The sequence below is a fragment of the Dongia sp. agr-C8 genome (genome assembly GCF_054658695.1).
Map to the genome: position 1 here is coordinate 1,313,305 of NZ_BAAGHZ010000002.1, position 14,865 is coordinate 1,328,169.

A 14,865-nucleotide genomic window follows, 5' to 3' on the forward strand; every position below is an offset into this window, starting at 1 on the left:
TCTCGCGCGAGACTGCGCAGAACCGACGCTACTTCACCGGCACCGGTGCATTGAGCAGCGTAGCATATCCCGCTTCGGTCCAGGCCTGCATGCCGCCGGGGAACCAGTAGACCGCGGTATAGCCGTATTCCACCGCGCGCTTGGCGGCGTTCCAGGACATCCAGCAGCTGGCTTCGCAGTAGAAGACCAGCTTGCGGTCCTTCCGACCGAACGACAGGCCCTCGAGCGCCTTGCGGAAGTACGTATCCATCTCCGCCGACAGCCCGCCAAAGCCGACATTGGCGAGCCAGATCGAGCCTGGGATGTCGTGGCGGGCCGGCGGGTGCCAGAGCGTCGACGCCGGCAGTTCCGCCGGACGCGGCGGCTGCGGCAGGACGTCGATTACCACGACGGCCTCGCCGGCCATCATGTCGTGGACCTGCTTCGCGTCGACCACCGTGGCGCCTTTCAAGGTCGCCGGCACTTCGGCCCGGTAGTCGCCCCGGCGATAATCGGCCGGCTCCGGCACCTCGGCGCAGACCGGCCCGGCGAAGCCGAGCCCCAGGATCAAAAGCCCGACCCAGGCGGCCCGGGCTGTCATTGGATCAGCTCGCCGCGCGCGTTCAAGGTGGGCACGTGATAGTCGCGCAGGATCTGGTCGATCTCGGCCTTGTTGTCGCGCAGCAGGGTATTGAGGTCGTTCTTCCACTTGTTCTCGCCCGGGCGGACCGCGAGCGTGATGTAGAACTCCATCCGCGTCTTCTTGGACTCGTTCAGCAGCGGCGTCACCTTGAGTTCGTCGCCATGCTGCGCCGCGTAGTAGCCGGCGATCGGCCCCCAGAGCAGCGCCACGTCGATCTCCTTCTTGAGGAGATCGTTGATCATGTCCTTGCCCGGCGACTGCACCCGCGTGTCCACATAGAGATCGTAGGGCCGGATATGCGAGGCGAGCCCGCTCTTCGCCACCACATCGGCCGGCGGCGCGCCGGCGTTGAGGCCGATCTTGAGATCCTTCAGCGCCGGATCCTCGATCTTGTCGGCGGCGATGTTGTCGGCCTTGCGGGTCACCATCACGTAGGCCGAGCGGTAATAGGGATTGGTGGTCTGCACCATCTCGGCGCCGGTGACGATTCCCATCACCACGTCGCAGCGGCGCACCCGCAGCGTATTGCGCAGGAACCCGATCGAGTTCGGATACCAGGTGTATTTGAGCGGAACATTGAGCTTCTTGGCCAGCAGCTCGGCGATCTTGTTCTCGAAGCCCTCGCCCTTGTCGTTGGAGAAGGGCAGGTTCGCGGGGTCCGAACAGACGCGAAAGGCGGAGCGATCGACCGCTTCCGGGTGATCGTCCGCCTTAGCCGGCGCTAGGCACAGCGTTCCGAGCAGGAGCCCTGCCGCGATGCCTTTTGCCCGCAGCGCCATGATCAATCCTAGTTGCCCATGCAGGCTTTCTCGGCCTCGACCCATTCCGGCGACTTCTCGTGCTTCTTGGCCGGGCGACCGCGGCCGATGGCGCCGTCGGATCGCGCCTTCAGATAGGCGTAGATGTCGTCCAGATAGCACATGACGTTCGGGTTGGTGCCGAAGGCCGGCATCTTCTTCTGGACCGCGGTATTCACTTCCTGCTTGCCGTTGGTCACGGTCTCGAGGAACTGCTCGTAGGTCATGGTCTTCAGCGAATCGATCAGCGCCGGCGCGAAGGTGCTGCCGACCCCGTCCGGGCCATGGCAGACGAAGCATTCGCTGTTGAAGCGGCGGAAGCCGCTGAAGCTCGGCCAATCGACCGTCCCGTCGGGATCGACCTTGTAAGGCTTCTCTTCGGCGGCGGCGGCATTGTCCTGCGCCTGGCTGCGATCAGCCGTGATCAGAAAGAGCGAGAGAACGAAGGCTGAGCCGAGGACGAACAGCCGAAAGCCACGCGAGAGCATTCTTCAGCAACTCCCAAGTTGAGCGGGTGGATTATACGCGTCGTAAGCAGGTCCGTGCTTCAAATTCGCTTGTGCCGGAAAAAAAGGCCGGCGGGAAGGCGGCATCGCTGCCACCTTCCCGCCGCTGCGCAAGCGGGTTAGTCAGGGAGCTTGAACACGGTCATGGTGCCGCCCAGGGCGGTGTAGGACGACAGGGCCTTGTAGGCACCCACCGCACCCAGACCTTCCTGGTCACCGGTCAGGCCCGCGGCCATGCCGATGCCGGCCCAGCCGCCGACACCCGAGTACACGGCAATGTACTGCTTGCCGTCATGCTCGTAGGTGTTGACGTTGCCGATGATCCCGGACGGGGTCTTGAACTTGTAGAGTTCCTTGCCCGTCGAGGCATCGACCGCCTTCAGGTAGCCTTCCAGCGTGCCGTAGAACACCACGTCGCCGGCCGTCGCCAGAGCACCGCTCCAGACCGAGAACTGCTCGGGCAGCGACCACTTGATCTTGCCGGTACCGGCATCCCAAGCGATGAAGTTGCCGAGATTCTCCTCGCCCTTCGGCGGGTACATGCTCAAGGTCGCGCCCACATACGGCTGGCCCGCGGTGTAGGCGATCTTGTACGGCTCATAGTCCATGCAGACATGGTTGGTCGGCACGTAGAACAAGCCGGACTTCGGCGAGAACGCCGCAGGCTGCTGGTCCTTGGAGCCGAGGGCCGCCGGGCAGATGTTCTGGGTGTTGGTGTCTTCGCCACCGGCTTCGGTGGAGAATTCCTTCACCCGCTCCGGCTTGCCGGTCTTCAGGTCGACCTTGGTCGCCCAGTTCACGGCCGGGTCATACTTCTCGGCCACCAGCAGTTCGCCGGTCACGCGGTCGAGGGTATAGCCGAAGCCGTTGCGGTCGAAGTGGACCAGCGCCTTGCGATCCTTGCCGCCGACCTTGATGTCGGCGAGGATCATTTCGTTGACGCCGTCATAGTCCCACTCGTCGTGCGGCGTCATCTGGTAGACCCACTTCGTCATGCCGGTGTCGGCATCGCGCGCGAAGATGGTCATCGACCACTTGTTGTCGCCCGGACGCTGCACCGGGTTCCAGGTCGAGGGGTTGCCGGAGCCGTAGTAGACCAGGTTGGTCTCGGCGTCATAGGACATCCAGCCCCAGGTGGTGCCGCCGCCGATCTTCCACTGGTCGCCTTGCCAGGTGCTGATGCCGGAATCCTTGCCGACCGGCTTGCCGAGCTCGGTCGTCTTTTCCGGATCCATCAACGTGTCGGCATCGGGGCCCATGGAGTAGCCGCGCCAGACCTGCTTGCCGGTCTTGCTGTCATAGGCTGTGACATGGCCACGCACACCGAACTCGCCGCCCGAGGTGCCGACCAGAACCAGGTTCTTGATCACCATCGGCGCGGAGGTGCCGGTTTCGCCCTTGGCCGGATCGCCGTCCGCCACCTTCCAGATTTCCTTGCCGGTCTTCGCATCGAGCGCGACCAGGTTGGTATCCGCCTGGTGGAGGAAGATCATGCCGTCGCCATAGGCAACGCCACGGTTGACCGTGTCGCAGCACATGACGGGGATGACGTTCGGGTCCTGCTTGGGTTCGTATTTCCAGACGATCTGCCCGCCCTTGGAAAGATCAAGCGCGAAGACCGTGTTGGGGAACGGCGCATGGACATACATCATGTTGCCGATCACCAGCGGACCGCCCTCGTGACCGCGCAACACGCCGGTCGAGAAGGTCCAGGCAACCTGCAGATTCTTGACGTTCTTGTTGGTGATTTGATCGAGGGCGCTGTAGCGCTGGCTCCAGTAGTTGCCGAGCGGCATGACCCATTGCTTCGGATCCTGCTGCATCTTCGCCAGTTCGTCGTTCGCCAGGGCGGCCCCGGTCCACAACGTCATCACCCCCGCCAGCCCCAGTAAAAGTCGTGAAGCGGGCATTCTCTTTGCCATCGTGTCCTCCCACAATTGTACGGCACAGATGCACCGGCGCGTTCCCTGACATGCCGGAGCCAACGCAGTCACCATCGTCGATCGCTGTTCTGAGCTCTTTTGGATCGCGGCCCCGACGTCGCGAAACGGTCTCTCGATCGGAGCCGGCTCAGACATTCGTCTGACACTCAGCAGACAACGACAGCCACGAACAGAGTGGGACCTGCGACCATTTGCCGTCAATCAAAGAAGGGCCGAAACCCATTGTTCTTTGGTACGAGCCGGGCCTTTGGCATTGCACCAAGGCATGAAAAAGGCACGCGTTTCATCAGCGCGCGCGACACAAATTCAAAGATGAAGATGGATCGTCGCGTTAACCGACGGCGGGTTCGGGAGAGTCGAACTTCGTCCCCTCGGGAGAAGAATCTTTGCGCGGCGTGATGCGGCGATACTCGAAGTCGGGCGCGGCGGCATGCGAAGCCGCCTCCGCCATGCCGCGCAGCTTTGCATGCCAGGGCGACAGCCCGCAGGCGGGGTCGGCTTCAGCCGCGGATCCGGTCAAGGCCATCGCCTGGCAGCGGCAGCCGCCCCAGTCGATGTCGCGCTGGTCGCAGCTCTTGCACAGCGCGGGCATCCACTCGGTGCCGCGATAGGCCTCGAAGGCCGAGGAATTCGCCCAGATCTCCGCCAACGGCCGCTCGCGCACGGTATCGAATTTCAGATTCGGAATCGTCTCGGCCGCGTGGCAGGGCAGCACCTTGCCGGCCGGCGTCACGTTCATGAAGCGCTGGCCCCAGCCGTTCATGCAGGCCTTCGGCACCCGCGCGTAGTAGTCCGGCACCACGTAGTCGATGACGATCCTGCCTTTCAGGCGCTGCTTGGCCGCCTCGACGACTGCCATCGAGCTCTCGAACTGGTCGAAGCGCGGCATCAGCGCCGCGAGATTCTTCACTGCCCAGCCATAGTACTGGACGTTCGCGATCTCGACCCGGTGCGCGTCCAGCGAAACCGCGAGATCGATCATCTCGCCCACGCGATCGATGTTATGCCGGTTGACGACCGCGTTGAGGGTCAGGGGCAGCCCGGCCTCGCGCACCCATTTCGCAAAGGCGAGCTTCTTTTCCTGGGCGCCGGCGTAATTGCCGATCTTCTCCGCGGTCGCGGCGTCGGAATCCTGGATCGAGAGCTGCACATGGTCGAGCCCGGCCGCGACGAATTCGTCGAACCGCCCCTTGTTGGCTGCGACCCCCGAGGTGATGAGATTGGTGTAGAGCCCGACCTCCCGCGCGTGGCGGATGAGCTCGGCCAGGTCCTGCCGCACGGTCGGCTCGCCGCCGGAGAAATGCACTTGCAACACGCCGAGCTTCGCCGCCTGGTCCAGCACCGACTTCCATTCGTCGGTGGAGAGCTCGCTCTTCACCTGGTCCATCTGCAGCGGGTTCGAGCAATAGGGGCACTGCAGCGGACAGCGGTGTGTCAGCTCGAGCAGCACCGCCATCGGCGGCGGCAGTTTCTTCGACCCTCTTTGATCCATTGGGGCGTTCACAGCGCCAGCACCCGCTTCTCCAGCAATCCGTTCAACAGCTCGGTCACATCCGCCAGGATCTCGCCGCGATCGGCCTCGTAGGCGGTGGCGAGTTCGCCCACCAGGGCGTCGATGGTCTTCTGCCCGTCCAGGCGCTGAAGCACTTCCAGCGCCGTCTCATCCGGCATCAGCACCCGCTCGGGCGCCAGGACCACCCAGCAGGCGCGCGCCTCGTCGTATTTCAGCCGCACGCCGGGCGCCAATCTCGGACGGGAGTCGAGATCGAGCGCCATGACGGTCATGCTTCAGGCCTGAAGGCGCCCGGCGGAATGTTGCCCGGCGTGACATAGGCGTAGTAGAGCGCGTCCAGTTGGGACCACAGCACGTCGCACTTGAATTCCAGTGCCTTGAGGACCTGCTGCTGCAGATAGGGGAGACGCGCCTCGCGCTTCACATAGTCGAGGGCGAAATTCGCGTCCCGCGGCGCCTGGTAGAGCCGCTTGTCGAAGTAACTCAGCGCCTTCGCATCGACGAAGCTGTAGCTCTTCAGCATGCCGGAGACGCGCTCGGTGATAATGGTCGGCGCGAACATCTCGGTCAGCGATGAAGCCACCGCCTCCAGCAGGCTGCGCTCGCTGACGAAATGCAGGTAGGCCTCGACCGCGAAGCGCGTGCCCGGCAGCAATCCCGCCCCCGAGGTCACGTAGCCGCGGTCGATCCCCAGCGCATCGGTCAGCCCGAGCCAGCGCTCGATCCCGCCGTCCGGCGCCTCGTCGGTGCCGTCGTGGTCGATGATCCGCTGGCGCCAGGCGCGGCGGAACTCGGAATCGCTCGAGCGCGCCAGAATCGCCGCGTCCTTCATCGGAATGATGGACTGGTAGTAGTAGCGATTGAGCGCCCAGGCCTGGACCTGCCCCTTGTTCAGCTTGCCGCTGTGCAGCAGGCCGTGGAACGGATGGTTGTTGTGGTAGCGCGTGCGGCCGATCTCGCGCAGCGCGGCTTCCAGGCCTTCAGGGCTCAGCAATTCGCTCATAGTTGTATCCTCATCCCGTCTTCGGCCACGTCCCAACCCTTCGCTCTGATTTCAGCACGTTCGGGCGAGCCTTCGTCAAGCACCGGATTGGTCGTGTTGACGTGGATGAAGAGCTTGCGCTTCACGTCGAGATCGGCGAACGCCGCGATCGTACCATCCGCACCGCTGATGTTCATGTGACCCATGCGCGCACCGGTCTTTTGGCCGATGCCGAGGTCGATCATCTCGTTGTTCTGCCACAGCGTGCCGTCGAAGAAGACCAGCGCCGAGCCCTTGAGGCGCGTCCTCAGCTCCGGCGTCATGCGCGCACAGCCGGGAATGTAGTGGAAACGCGCGCCGTCTCTGGCGGTAACCTCGAGGCCCACGGTCTCTTCCGGCATCCCGCCGAGATTGCCCTGGTTGCGGGATTCCAGGAACAGCGGCACTTTGCCGGGCACCGGGAAGGCCTCGATGGTGAAGCCCAATGGCCCTTGCGCGCCGCTGGGCTCGAACGCGGTGCCGAGCGGAAAGCTCTTGCGCGCGACATAGTCCGGGTTGAGCGCGCCGAAGATCGAGTTCTCGCCCAGGATCTCGAGGATTCGCGGCGTGGCCCAGAGCGTGAAGGCCTGGCTCTCGCGCAGGGACAGCAAGCCCGCCACATGGTCGATCTCCCCGCTGGTCAGGAGGACGGCGTCGATCGGCGAATGCCGCGGCGACTTACGCGGCCAGAGAACATTCGTCTGCATCAGCTGCTGGCGGAGATCCGGCGAGGCGTTGATCAAAAGCCAACGCTCGCCGTCCGCGGAAACCGCGATCGACGCTTGCGTTCGCCATTTTGTCTTGATCGATCCGTCGCGCGCCGCCTTGCTCAGAGGCGCGTTGCAGTTCCACTGGGGAAATCCTCCGCCGGCGGCTGAGCCAAGCACCACCACTTCCATGGCATAAGCCCCGGTTGCAGCTAGCGCTGGCTCACCGCACGACGAAAGACGGCGTTACGAGGCGCTGGCGTAGCTGTTGATTTCCATGCCGACGCAGATTTCGCAAACGCGCGGTGATTTCCACTTCTTCATGATCGTCCTCCCGTTCGAGGTTGCAGAAGCCGTGTTAGCAGCCGGCTGGGCCGACTGAAGGTGATGCTATCGGTAATTTGGAATCGTTACAATCGTTCCGGCGTCCGAATCACCCGCTGCATAGTCATCCTTTAGTCCGAAATCCCTGATCTTTCATAATCTCCGGGAAATTTTCCCGACATGCCGCATCGCAACATACGCCGCCATCAGCCGCCGGTCGGCAGCGGGCGAATATCCGGGCAGCCCGGCAGGATCGGGTCATTCAGCCGCCGTGCCTCGAAGCTATAGACGCGGATGTTCGGCGCCTGCATCCGCAGCCAGCGATACTGAACGTCATAGGCCTCGCGCTCGCGCGCGCTCCAAAGATCGCAAGTGAGCGCCACCGGCATCACCTCGCTCTTGACCTGCAGGAAGTGCGTGAGCTCATGCACCAGGATGCTGGTCGCGGCCGGGTCGCGGCCGATCATCAGCGATTCGTCGATCAGCACTTCGCCGGTCGGCGTGGTGAAGGCGACGACACCGCAAGGCTTGCCGCAGACCTCGTCGGCCAGCTGCGCATGCGACATCGGCCGGATGCGCGGCGGCTCGCCGGGAATCGAATAGCCGGTCATCTGCGAGATCGAGACCAGCAGCGATGCGATTAGTTTCGGGGAAAGGATCATTCGGCCGCACCCGCCTCGCACTCACCGAGAAGGATGCCCTCACCGAGAAGGATGCCCTCACCGAGAAGGATGATTGACCGTGTTCCGCTTCCTGTGATGTGCTGCGCAAATTGCCGAAGGGAGTTCGAAGCATGAGGCGCATTCTGGTTGCGACGGCGGCGGCTACTGCAATAATCGCTTCCGGTCCCGGTCCCGCCTCGGCGGCCAACAACTACCCGACCGAGGTCGTCGCCGACTACGTGATCGGCTGCCTGGCCAGCAACGGCCAGACCCAGGACATGCTGCGCCGCTGTTCCTGTTCGATCGACGCGGTCTCCTCGATCGTGCCCTACGACACCTACGAGAAGGCCTCGACCATCCTGCAGATGCGGCAGGTGGCGGGCGACGCCACGGCGGTGTTCCGCAGCATGACGATGCTGGACGAGATCGTGAAGCAGCTGCGCCTGGCGCAGATCGAGGCCGATTTCCGCTGCTTCTGACGCCGGCTCGCTCAAATGACCAACCTTAGGAGGTTGCCCTTCAGGAAGTCGCGGGCACCATCCAGACCCGCTCGAACTTCCGCCCGCTCGAGTCTTCCGCGCTGACCCGCAGCACGCCCTGGGTCTTCGGCTTCAGCCAGAACTCGAAGGCCGGATTCTCGCTCAAGGAGATGTTGCCCTCGATCGAGAGCACCGGCTTGCCATCATGGGTGATGTCGACCTTCTGCACGAAATCGGCGGGCACGTAATTGCGCGTGACCTGATCCATCTGCATGCCGGTGAAGTTCGGATGCCGGATCAGCAGCTCGAGCTTCGACGGCTTCTCGGCCGCGGCTTCCTTCGGCACCTTGAGCTTCAGGTCGCCGAGATGCTCCGCCGCGTCGGCGACGCTCTTCGAGGCCGGCGCCGAGCAGCCGCCCGCCGCCTTGACGAACACCTTCGCCAGGAACATGCGGCCGTCGGCGGCTTCCACCACCGCGTGGATGTTGGTGTATTCGTTGACCCGGATGCGGGTGCCGATCGACGGATTGACCGTGTCGTCGGGGTAGTGGAACACCGCCGCGACCGGCGCCGGGTTCTTGTCCACGATCAGGGTCATGGCCTTCACCGCGATGCCCTGCATCTTGGCGGCGTCGAAGTCGATCGAGATTGGCACCGTCGCGGCGTCGTAGGCGCGTTCTGGCGCGGTGATCGTGATGAAGCCCGCGCCGTCGTCGAGCGTCTTGCCCGGGAACAGGGCCTCCTGCAGATCCGGCCAGGGATCGTCATAGGCCTGCGCTCTGCCGGCCAAGGCGAGCAGGCCGGTCGAAAGCATGGTGCCGAGAAAGGTACGCCGCTTGAAGGTGAGCTGCTTAGGGGTATGCATGGGGGTGATCTCCCATTCCAGGGTGGGCCTGCCCAAGCGGCGGCCCTATTCCCATTCCAGTTCAGTATACGCCGCGGTCACATTGCGCGCATTATAGGAATCGAACAGCAGCCAGTGCCCGCTTTCCGAAAAGCCGATCCTGTCGGTCGCCTGCTGCAGGCTGCCGCCCTCGGCCAGAAGCTTGCGGATATCGCGCGCCAGCAGCTCGAAATAGGCCTGCTCCGGATCCAGGGCCGCCGGCCAGGGCGCGGTCACCGGTCCATGGCCCGGAACCACCCGGGCCGCCGGGATGCCGCGCAGGGCCTCGATCGCCTTCAGCCAGCCGAGAATCGAACCGTCGATCGCCGGCGTCCGCTCCAGGAAGACCAGATCGCCGGCGAACAGCGTCTGCGAAGTCTGGTCGATCACCACGAGATCGCTGTCGGTATGCGCAGTCGGAAAAGCCCGGATTTCCAGCCGCCGCTGCCCGAGATCGACCGTCTCCGTGCCACTCACGAGATGAGACGGCACCACGATCGCGTCCTGCGCGGCATTTGCGCCGAATACGGACTCGTAAGCCGCGACATAGCTGTCGCGCCGCGCCATCAGCCCCATCGGCAGGTTCTTGTGGCCGATGAATTCCGCGTGTTCCCCCAGGAATGCAGCATTGCCCAGCACATGATCGGGATGGAAATGCGTGTTAATCACGTATCGGACCGGCAATTGCGTCACCTGGCGGATCGCCGCCAGCAGCGCCTTGCCCTCCATCGGGCTGCCGCCGCTGTCGATCACCGCGACCGCGGCGTCGCCGATCACAAACCCGATATTGGCGATGCCGCCCTGGTTGGCGACGCTCGCCTCTTCATGCAGGCCGTGGTGGACGTAGACACCGGGCGCCACTTGCTCCACCCGCAAGGGCTTCAGCGCCTCCGCCCGGGTGGGCGATCCGAAAGCGGCAAGCAGAATGACAATGAAAGCCAGGGCGCGCATGCGCGTCCGAGCCTGCCAGCCCCGGCGGCCCCGTCAAGTCACTGATTCTTGCTACTACTTTAGTCGGACCTCGTTGCCAGCCCCTTGCCCGGCTTCCGGGCGATTTCTACTCTCTTTGGAATTGTACGAAAGAGGACTTGGCGATTCTTCGCCGGCACGGCAGCATGCCGTCCGCCTGCCACCTAAGACCACAACTGGGAGAGTTTCATGCGTCATTCCATCGCGGCCGCGCGCTTCGGCCTCACCATTCTCGCCGCCGCGGCCTTCGTCACCTTGGCCGGCTCGGCGTCCCGCGCCGACGGCGATGCCGAGAAGGGCAAGAAGGTCTTCGCGAAATGCGCCGCCTGCCACACGGTCGAAGCCGGCAAGAACAAGGTCGGCCCCTCGCTGCATGGCCTGTTCGGCCGCAAATCCGGCTCGGTCGAGGGCTTCACCTATTCCGACGCGATGAAGAACGCCGGCATCACCTGGAACGAGGCCGAGCTCGACAAGTACCTCACCAATCCCAAGAAGGACGTTCCCGGCAACAAGATGGCCTTCCCCGGCTTGCCCAAGGAAGACGACCGGGAGAACCTCATCGCCTACCTGAAGCAGGCGACGCAATGACGGGAGGCGCCGCGCTCCCTCGCGGAATCGGCGCCGGCTTCGTTGCACTTCTGGCATTCTTCATCTCGATCGTCTCGACCGGTGGCAACGACGCCTGCGCTGACACGACCCCGCTGAAGATAGCCATCGGCTATATCAGCGAGGCGATCCCGGAACCGGATCCGCTCTCGCTGATCGAGGCCGTGCCCAAGGACAAGGGGCTGGCCGGGATCAAGCTCGGCCTTGAGGACAACAACACCACCGGCAAGTTCCTGAAGCAGGACTACACGTTGACCGAGAAGGTCATCGCGCAGGGCGGCGATCTGCATGCGGCAGCACAGGAGCTTGCCGGCGCCGGCATCAAGCTCATCATCGCCGACCTCACCGCCGACCGCCTGCTAGAGCTCGCCGGCTTTCCTGAGATGCAGGACGCGGTCATCCTGGACATCCGCACCCAGGACGACCGCCTGCGCGTGACCGACTGCCGCGCCAACGTCTTCCACATCATGCCCAACCGGGCGATGAAGGCGGATGCGCTGGCCCAGTACCTGGTCAGCAAGCAGTGGATGCGCTGGGTGCTGATCGAGGGCTCGAACCCGGACGACAAGCTGTTTGCCGATGCCATCCGTCGCGCCGCCAAGCGCTTCGCCGGCAAGATCGTCGAGGAGCGCACCTACGCCTTCACCGCCGGCTCGCGGCGCACCGACACCGGCCAGGCCCAGGTCCGCAAGCAGATGACCGAGCTGACCCAGCGCCTGCCGGATTACGACGTGATGATCGTGGCCGACGAGAGCGAGGTGTTCGGCGACTATCTCCCCTACCGCACCTGGGATCCGCGCCCGGTGGTCGGCACCCAAGGCCTGGTGCCGACCGCCTGGCATCGCAGCCAGGAGCAATGGGGCGCCACCCAGATCCAGCGCCGCTTCATCAAGCTCGCCGGCCGGCCGATGCTGGAGCGCGACTATGCCGGCTGGGCCGCCGCCCGGACCTTCGGCGAGAGCGTCACCCGCATCAGCACCGGCGACCCCAAGGCGATGCGCGACTACATGCTCTCCGACCAGTTCGAGCTCGCCGCCTTCAAGGGTCAGGGCCTCACCTTCCGCCATTGGGACCAGCAGCTCAGGGAGCCGATCCTCCTGGCCTCGCCCTTGATGCTGGTCTCGGTCTCGCCGCAGGAAGGGTTCCTGCACCAACGCACGCCGCTCGACACCCTCGGCTACGACCAGCCGGACTCGCAATGCAACCTGAACCCATAAGCAAGAAAAGCGACCAGCCGCCGCCGGAGCCGCTTTGACGGGAGGACAAAAATGAAGACGCTGCTCGGCACCACGGCCATGGCCTGGCTGCTCCTGACGGCATCGGGTGCCGAGGCTTACACTGCCTATGTCTCGAACGAGAAGAGCAACACGGTCAGCGTCATCGACCTCGACAAGATGGCGGTGACCGCCACCGTCGACGTCGGCGAGCGGCCGCGCGGCATCATCATGAGCGGCGACAATAAGCAGGTCTATGTCTGCACCAGCGACGCCGACCATATCGAGGTGCTCGACACCGAGACGCTGAAGGTGGTCCGCACCTTCAACAGCGGCCCCGACCCCGAGCTCTTCACCTTGTCCACCGACGGCAAGACGCTGTTCGTCGCCAACGAGGACAACAACATGGTGACGGTGCTCGATACCGACAGCGGCGACGTCGCCGCCGAGATCCCGGTCGGCACCGAGCCCGAGGGCATGGGCGTCAGCCCCGACGGCAAATGGCTGGTGAATACCTCCGAGACCACCAGCATGGCGCATTTCATCGACACCGCCTCGCTCGAAGTCGTGGACAGCGTGCTGGTGGACACCCGGCCGCGCTTCGCCCGCTTCACGCCGGACGGGTCCAAGGTCTGGGTCTCGTCGGAAGTGGGCGGCACCGTCGCCGTCATCGACACCGCCACCCGGAAGGTCGTGCACAAGATCGAGTTCGCGGTCCAGGGCCTGCGCAAGGAAACCATCCAGCCGGTCGGCATCTCGATCACGCCTGACGGCAAGACCGTGTTCGTCGCCTTGGGCCCGGCCAACCGCGTCGCGGTGATCGACGCCGCGACCTACGAGGTGAAGGACTACCTGCTGGTCGGACAAAGGGTCTGGCAGCTCGCCTTGACCCCGGACGCCAAGATGCTCTTGAGCGCCAACGGCGAATCCAACGACGTCTCGGTGATTGACGTGGAGAAGCTCAAGGTCTTGAAATCGATCCCGGTAGGCGAATTGCCCTGGGGCATCGCGATCAAGTGAGATGACGGTCTCCGAACAAACCACGGCTCAAGGTGATGTCGCCGCTTTGGCGATAGAAGGCCTGTCGCACAAGATCGGCGGCAAGACGATTCTCGACCAGGTGAACATCGCGGTTCCGGCCGGTCAGTTCGTGGTGCTGCTCGGCCAGAACGGCGCCGGCAAGACCACGCTGTTCTCGCTGGTGACCCGGCTCTACACCGCCCAACAGGGCTCGATCCGGATCTTCGGCCGCGATCTCCGTCGGGAAAGCTCGGCGGCGCTCTCGCAACTGGGCGTCGTCTTCCAGCAGCGCGCGCTCGACCCCGATCTCAGCGCCAACCAGAACCTCTGGTATCACGCGGCGCTTCACGGCATGCCCTGGGCTCAGGCGCGCAAGCGCATCGCCGAGGAGCTGGGGAGGGTCGGGCTCGCCGACCATGCCAAGCGCAAGGTGCGCGGCTTCTCCGGCGGCGAGGCGCGGCGGGTCGAGATCGCCCGCGCGCTGCTGCACAACCCGCATCTGCTGCTCTGCGACGAAGCGACCGTCGGCCTCGACATCCGGAGCCGCGCCGACATCATGGCCGATGTGCGCGGCCTGGTGCGCGACCGCGGCCTCACCGTGTTCTGGGCGACGCATCTCATCGACGAGGTGCAGCCCGAGGACCGCACCGTGATCCTGCACCGCGGCAAGGTGCTGAACCAGGGACCGGCGCGCGAGATCATCGCCGCGGCCGGCGCCACCAGCCTCAACGACGCCTTCCGGCGCATCACCGAGGGGAAGGCAGCATGACCGCAGGCGGTTGGATCCGCTGCTTCATCGGCATCGTCTGGCGCGAGGGCCTGCGCTTCATCCAGCAGCGCAGCCGTTTCGTCTCGGCCCTGGTGCGGCCGTTGATCTGGCTCTTCGTCTTCGCCGCCGGCTTCCGCTCGGTGCTCGGGGTCTCGATCGTGCCGCCTTATGAGACCTATATCCTCTATGACGAATACATCATCCCTGGACTGATCGCGATGATCCAGCTGTTCAACGGCATGCAGAGCTCGCTCTCGATGGTCTACGACCGCGAGATGGGCAGCATGCGCGTGCTGCTGACCAGCCCGGTGCCGCGCTGGTTCCTGCTTATTTCCAAGCTGATCGCCGGCACCCTGCTCTCGCTGCCGCAGATCTACGTCTTCCTGCTGATCGCCTGGGCTTACGGCATCGAGTTGCCGCCCTTGGGCTACATCACCGTCATTCCGGCGCTGATCCTTTCCGGGCTGATGCTGGGCGCGCTCGGCCTGCTGCTCTCCTCGATGATCCGCCAGCTGGAGAATTTCGCCGGCGTGATGAACTTCATCATCTTCCCGATGTTCTTCGCCTCGTCGGCGCTCTATCCGCTGTGGAAGGTCGAGGAAGCGAGCCCGTTGCTGCACGACATCTGCGCCTTCAATCCCTTCACCTACGCGGTGGAGCTCGTTCGTTTCCTGCTCTACGTGAAGTTCGACGCGACCGCGCTGCAGAATGCCGGCGTGGTGGCGGGCTTCCTGGTCGTCTTCCTGGGCGGCGCCATCGCCGCTTACGATCCGGCCAAGGGCCTGATCGCCCGCGTGCGCACCGGCGGTGCCGGCGCATGATGCCGCGCC

Annotated in this window: 18 protein-coding genes; 6 read left to right on the top strand and 12 right to left on the bottom strand. The window is 64.4% G+C overall.

The genetic code is table 11. The annotated features are described in order from the left end of the window. Window positions 1-28 precede the first annotated feature (28 nt). The 10 genes from ACYQ4T_RS13780 to ACYQ4T_RS13825 all read right to left on the bottom strand — a co-directional run bounded on the left by ACYQ4T_RS13780 (window position 29) and on the right by ACYQ4T_RS13825 (window position 8,095). Window positions 29-580 carry a PQQ-dependent catabolism-associated CXXCW motif protein gene (locus tag ACYQ4T_RS13780; protein WP_459854986.1) on the bottom strand — a complete coding sequence of 184 codons (552 nt, stop codon included), beginning with the start codon at window positions 578-580 and terminating at the stop codon, window positions 29-31. After that, a complete protein-coding gene (locus ACYQ4T_RS13785) occupies window positions 577-1,401 on the bottom strand; it encodes a substrate-binding domain-containing protein (protein ID WP_459854989.1) in 825 nt (274 codons plus the stop codon). The genes ACYQ4T_RS13780 and ACYQ4T_RS13785 overlap by 4 nt, the downstream gene beginning before the upstream one ends. A gap of 8 nt (window positions 1,402-1,409) precedes the next feature. Beyond that, a complete protein-coding gene (locus tag ACYQ4T_RS13790; protein ID WP_459854991.1) occupies window positions 1,410-1,907 on the bottom strand; it encodes a c-type cytochrome, methanol metabolism-related in 498 nt (165 codons plus the stop codon). 137 nt (window positions 1,908-2,044) lie between these two features. After that, on the bottom strand, window positions 2,045-3,796 hold the full coding sequence (gene xoxF5 / locus ACYQ4T_RS13795) for a lanthanide-dependent methanol dehydrogenase XoxF5 (RefSeq protein ID WP_459854994.1): 1,752 nt from the start codon (window positions 3,794-3,796) through the stop codon (window positions 2,045-2,047). Window positions 3,797-4,199: 403 nt separating this feature from the next. Beyond that, the gene (pqqE, locus tag ACYQ4T_RS13800) at window positions 4,200-5,360 is read right to left on the bottom strand and encodes a pyrroloquinoline quinone biosynthesis protein PqqE (protein WP_459854996.1); all 1,161 of its coding nucleotides are present in this window, start codon (window positions 5,358-5,360) and stop codon (window positions 4,200-4,202) included. Between the two features lie 8 nt (window positions 5,361-5,368). Further along, entirely contained in the window at window positions 5,369-5,653 is a 285-nt protein-coding gene (pqqD, locus tag ACYQ4T_RS13805) for a pyrroloquinoline quinone biosynthesis peptide chaperone PqqD (RefSeq protein ID WP_459854999.1), read from the bottom strand. Beyond that, complete coding sequence (pqqC, locus tag ACYQ4T_RS13810) at window positions 5,650-6,384, bottom strand: pyrroloquinoline-quinone synthase PqqC (protein WP_459855002.1); 735 nt, start codon at window positions 6,382-6,384, stop codon at window positions 5,650-5,652. Before pqqC ends, pqqD begins: the two co-directional genes overlap by 4 nt. Continuing rightward, the gene (pqqB, locus tag ACYQ4T_RS13815) at window positions 6,381-7,301 is read right to left on the bottom strand and encodes a pyrroloquinoline quinone biosynthesis protein PqqB (protein ID WP_459855005.1); all 921 of its coding nucleotides are present in this window, start codon (window positions 7,299-7,301) and stop codon (window positions 6,381-6,383) included. The genes pqqC and pqqB overlap by 4 nt, the downstream gene beginning before the upstream one ends. A gap of 54 nt (window positions 7,302-7,355) precedes the next feature. Further along, window positions 7,356-7,433 (bottom strand): pyrroloquinoline quinone precursor peptide PqqA, encoded by a 78-nt coding sequence (gene pqqA, locus ACYQ4T_RS13820; RefSeq protein ID WP_395015264.1) that lies wholly within the window; start codon window positions 7,431-7,433, stop codon window positions 7,356-7,358. Between the two features lie 206 nt (window positions 7,434-7,639). Continuing rightward, on the bottom strand, window positions 7,640-8,095 hold the full coding sequence (locus tag ACYQ4T_RS13825) for a hypothetical protein (protein ID WP_459855007.1): 456 nt from the start codon (window positions 8,093-8,095) through the stop codon (window positions 7,640-7,642). 131 nt (window positions 8,096-8,226) lie between these two features. Between ACYQ4T_RS13825 and ACYQ4T_RS13830 the strand changes: the two genes are divergently transcribed. Next, entirely contained in the window at window positions 8,227-8,574 is a 348-nt protein-coding gene (locus ACYQ4T_RS13830) for a hypothetical protein (protein WP_459855009.1), read from the top strand. 40 nt (window positions 8,575-8,614) lie between these two features. Here the strand turns inward: ACYQ4T_RS13830 and ACYQ4T_RS13835 are convergent, their stop codons facing one another. Together ACYQ4T_RS13835 and ACYQ4T_RS13840 are read right to left on the bottom strand one after the other, a co-directional pair. Further along, window positions 8,615-9,439: a quinoprotein dehydrogenase-associated SoxYZ-like carrier gene (locus tag ACYQ4T_RS13835; protein WP_459855011.1), complete on the bottom strand. Its 825-nt coding sequence runs from the start codon at window positions 9,437-9,439 to the stop codon at window positions 8,615-8,617. 45 nt (window positions 9,440-9,484) lie between these two features. Further along, window positions 9,485-10,408 (bottom strand): quinoprotein relay system zinc metallohydrolase 2, encoded by a 924-nt coding sequence (locus tag ACYQ4T_RS13840; RefSeq protein ID WP_459855014.1) that lies wholly within the window; start codon window positions 10,406-10,408, stop codon window positions 9,485-9,487. 207 nt (window positions 10,409-10,615) lie between these two features. Here ACYQ4T_RS13840 and ACYQ4T_RS13845 point away from each other — a divergent pair, with 207 nt between their 5' ends. Genes ACYQ4T_RS13845 through ACYQ4T_RS13865 form a run of 5 tightly spaced genes read left to right on the top strand, consistent with a single transcriptional unit; the run spans window position 10,616 to window position 14,856 of the window. Beyond that, the gene (locus tag ACYQ4T_RS13845) at window positions 10,616-11,014 is read left to right on the top strand and encodes a c-type cytochrome (RefSeq protein ID WP_459855017.1); all 399 of its coding nucleotides are present in this window, start codon (window positions 10,616-10,618) and stop codon (window positions 11,012-11,014) included. Next, window positions 11,011-12,249, top strand: coding sequence for an ABC transporter substrate-binding protein (locus ACYQ4T_RS13850; protein ID WP_459855020.1), 1,239 nt, complete (start codon window positions 11,011-11,013; stop codon window positions 12,247-12,249). Before ACYQ4T_RS13845 ends, ACYQ4T_RS13850 begins: the two co-directional genes overlap by 4 nt. A gap of 51 nt (window positions 12,250-12,300) precedes the next feature. Continuing rightward, window positions 12,301-13,266 (top strand): PQQ-dependent catabolism-associated beta-propeller protein, encoded by a 966-nt coding sequence (locus tag ACYQ4T_RS13855; RefSeq protein WP_459855022.1) that lies wholly within the window; start codon window positions 12,301-12,303, stop codon window positions 13,264-13,266. Window position 13,267: 1 nt separating this feature from the next. Then, window positions 13,268-14,035 (top strand): ABC transporter ATP-binding protein, encoded by a 768-nt coding sequence (locus ACYQ4T_RS13860; RefSeq protein WP_459855025.1) that lies wholly within the window; start codon window positions 13,268-13,270, stop codon window positions 14,033-14,035. After that, window positions 14,032-14,856 (top strand): ABC transporter permease, encoded by an 825-nt coding sequence (locus tag ACYQ4T_RS13865; protein ID WP_459855028.1) that lies wholly within the window; start codon window positions 14,032-14,034, stop codon window positions 14,854-14,856. The genes ACYQ4T_RS13860 and ACYQ4T_RS13865 overlap by 4 nt, the downstream gene beginning before the upstream one ends. The last annotated feature ends 9 nt before the right edge of the window (window positions 14,857-14,865 follow it).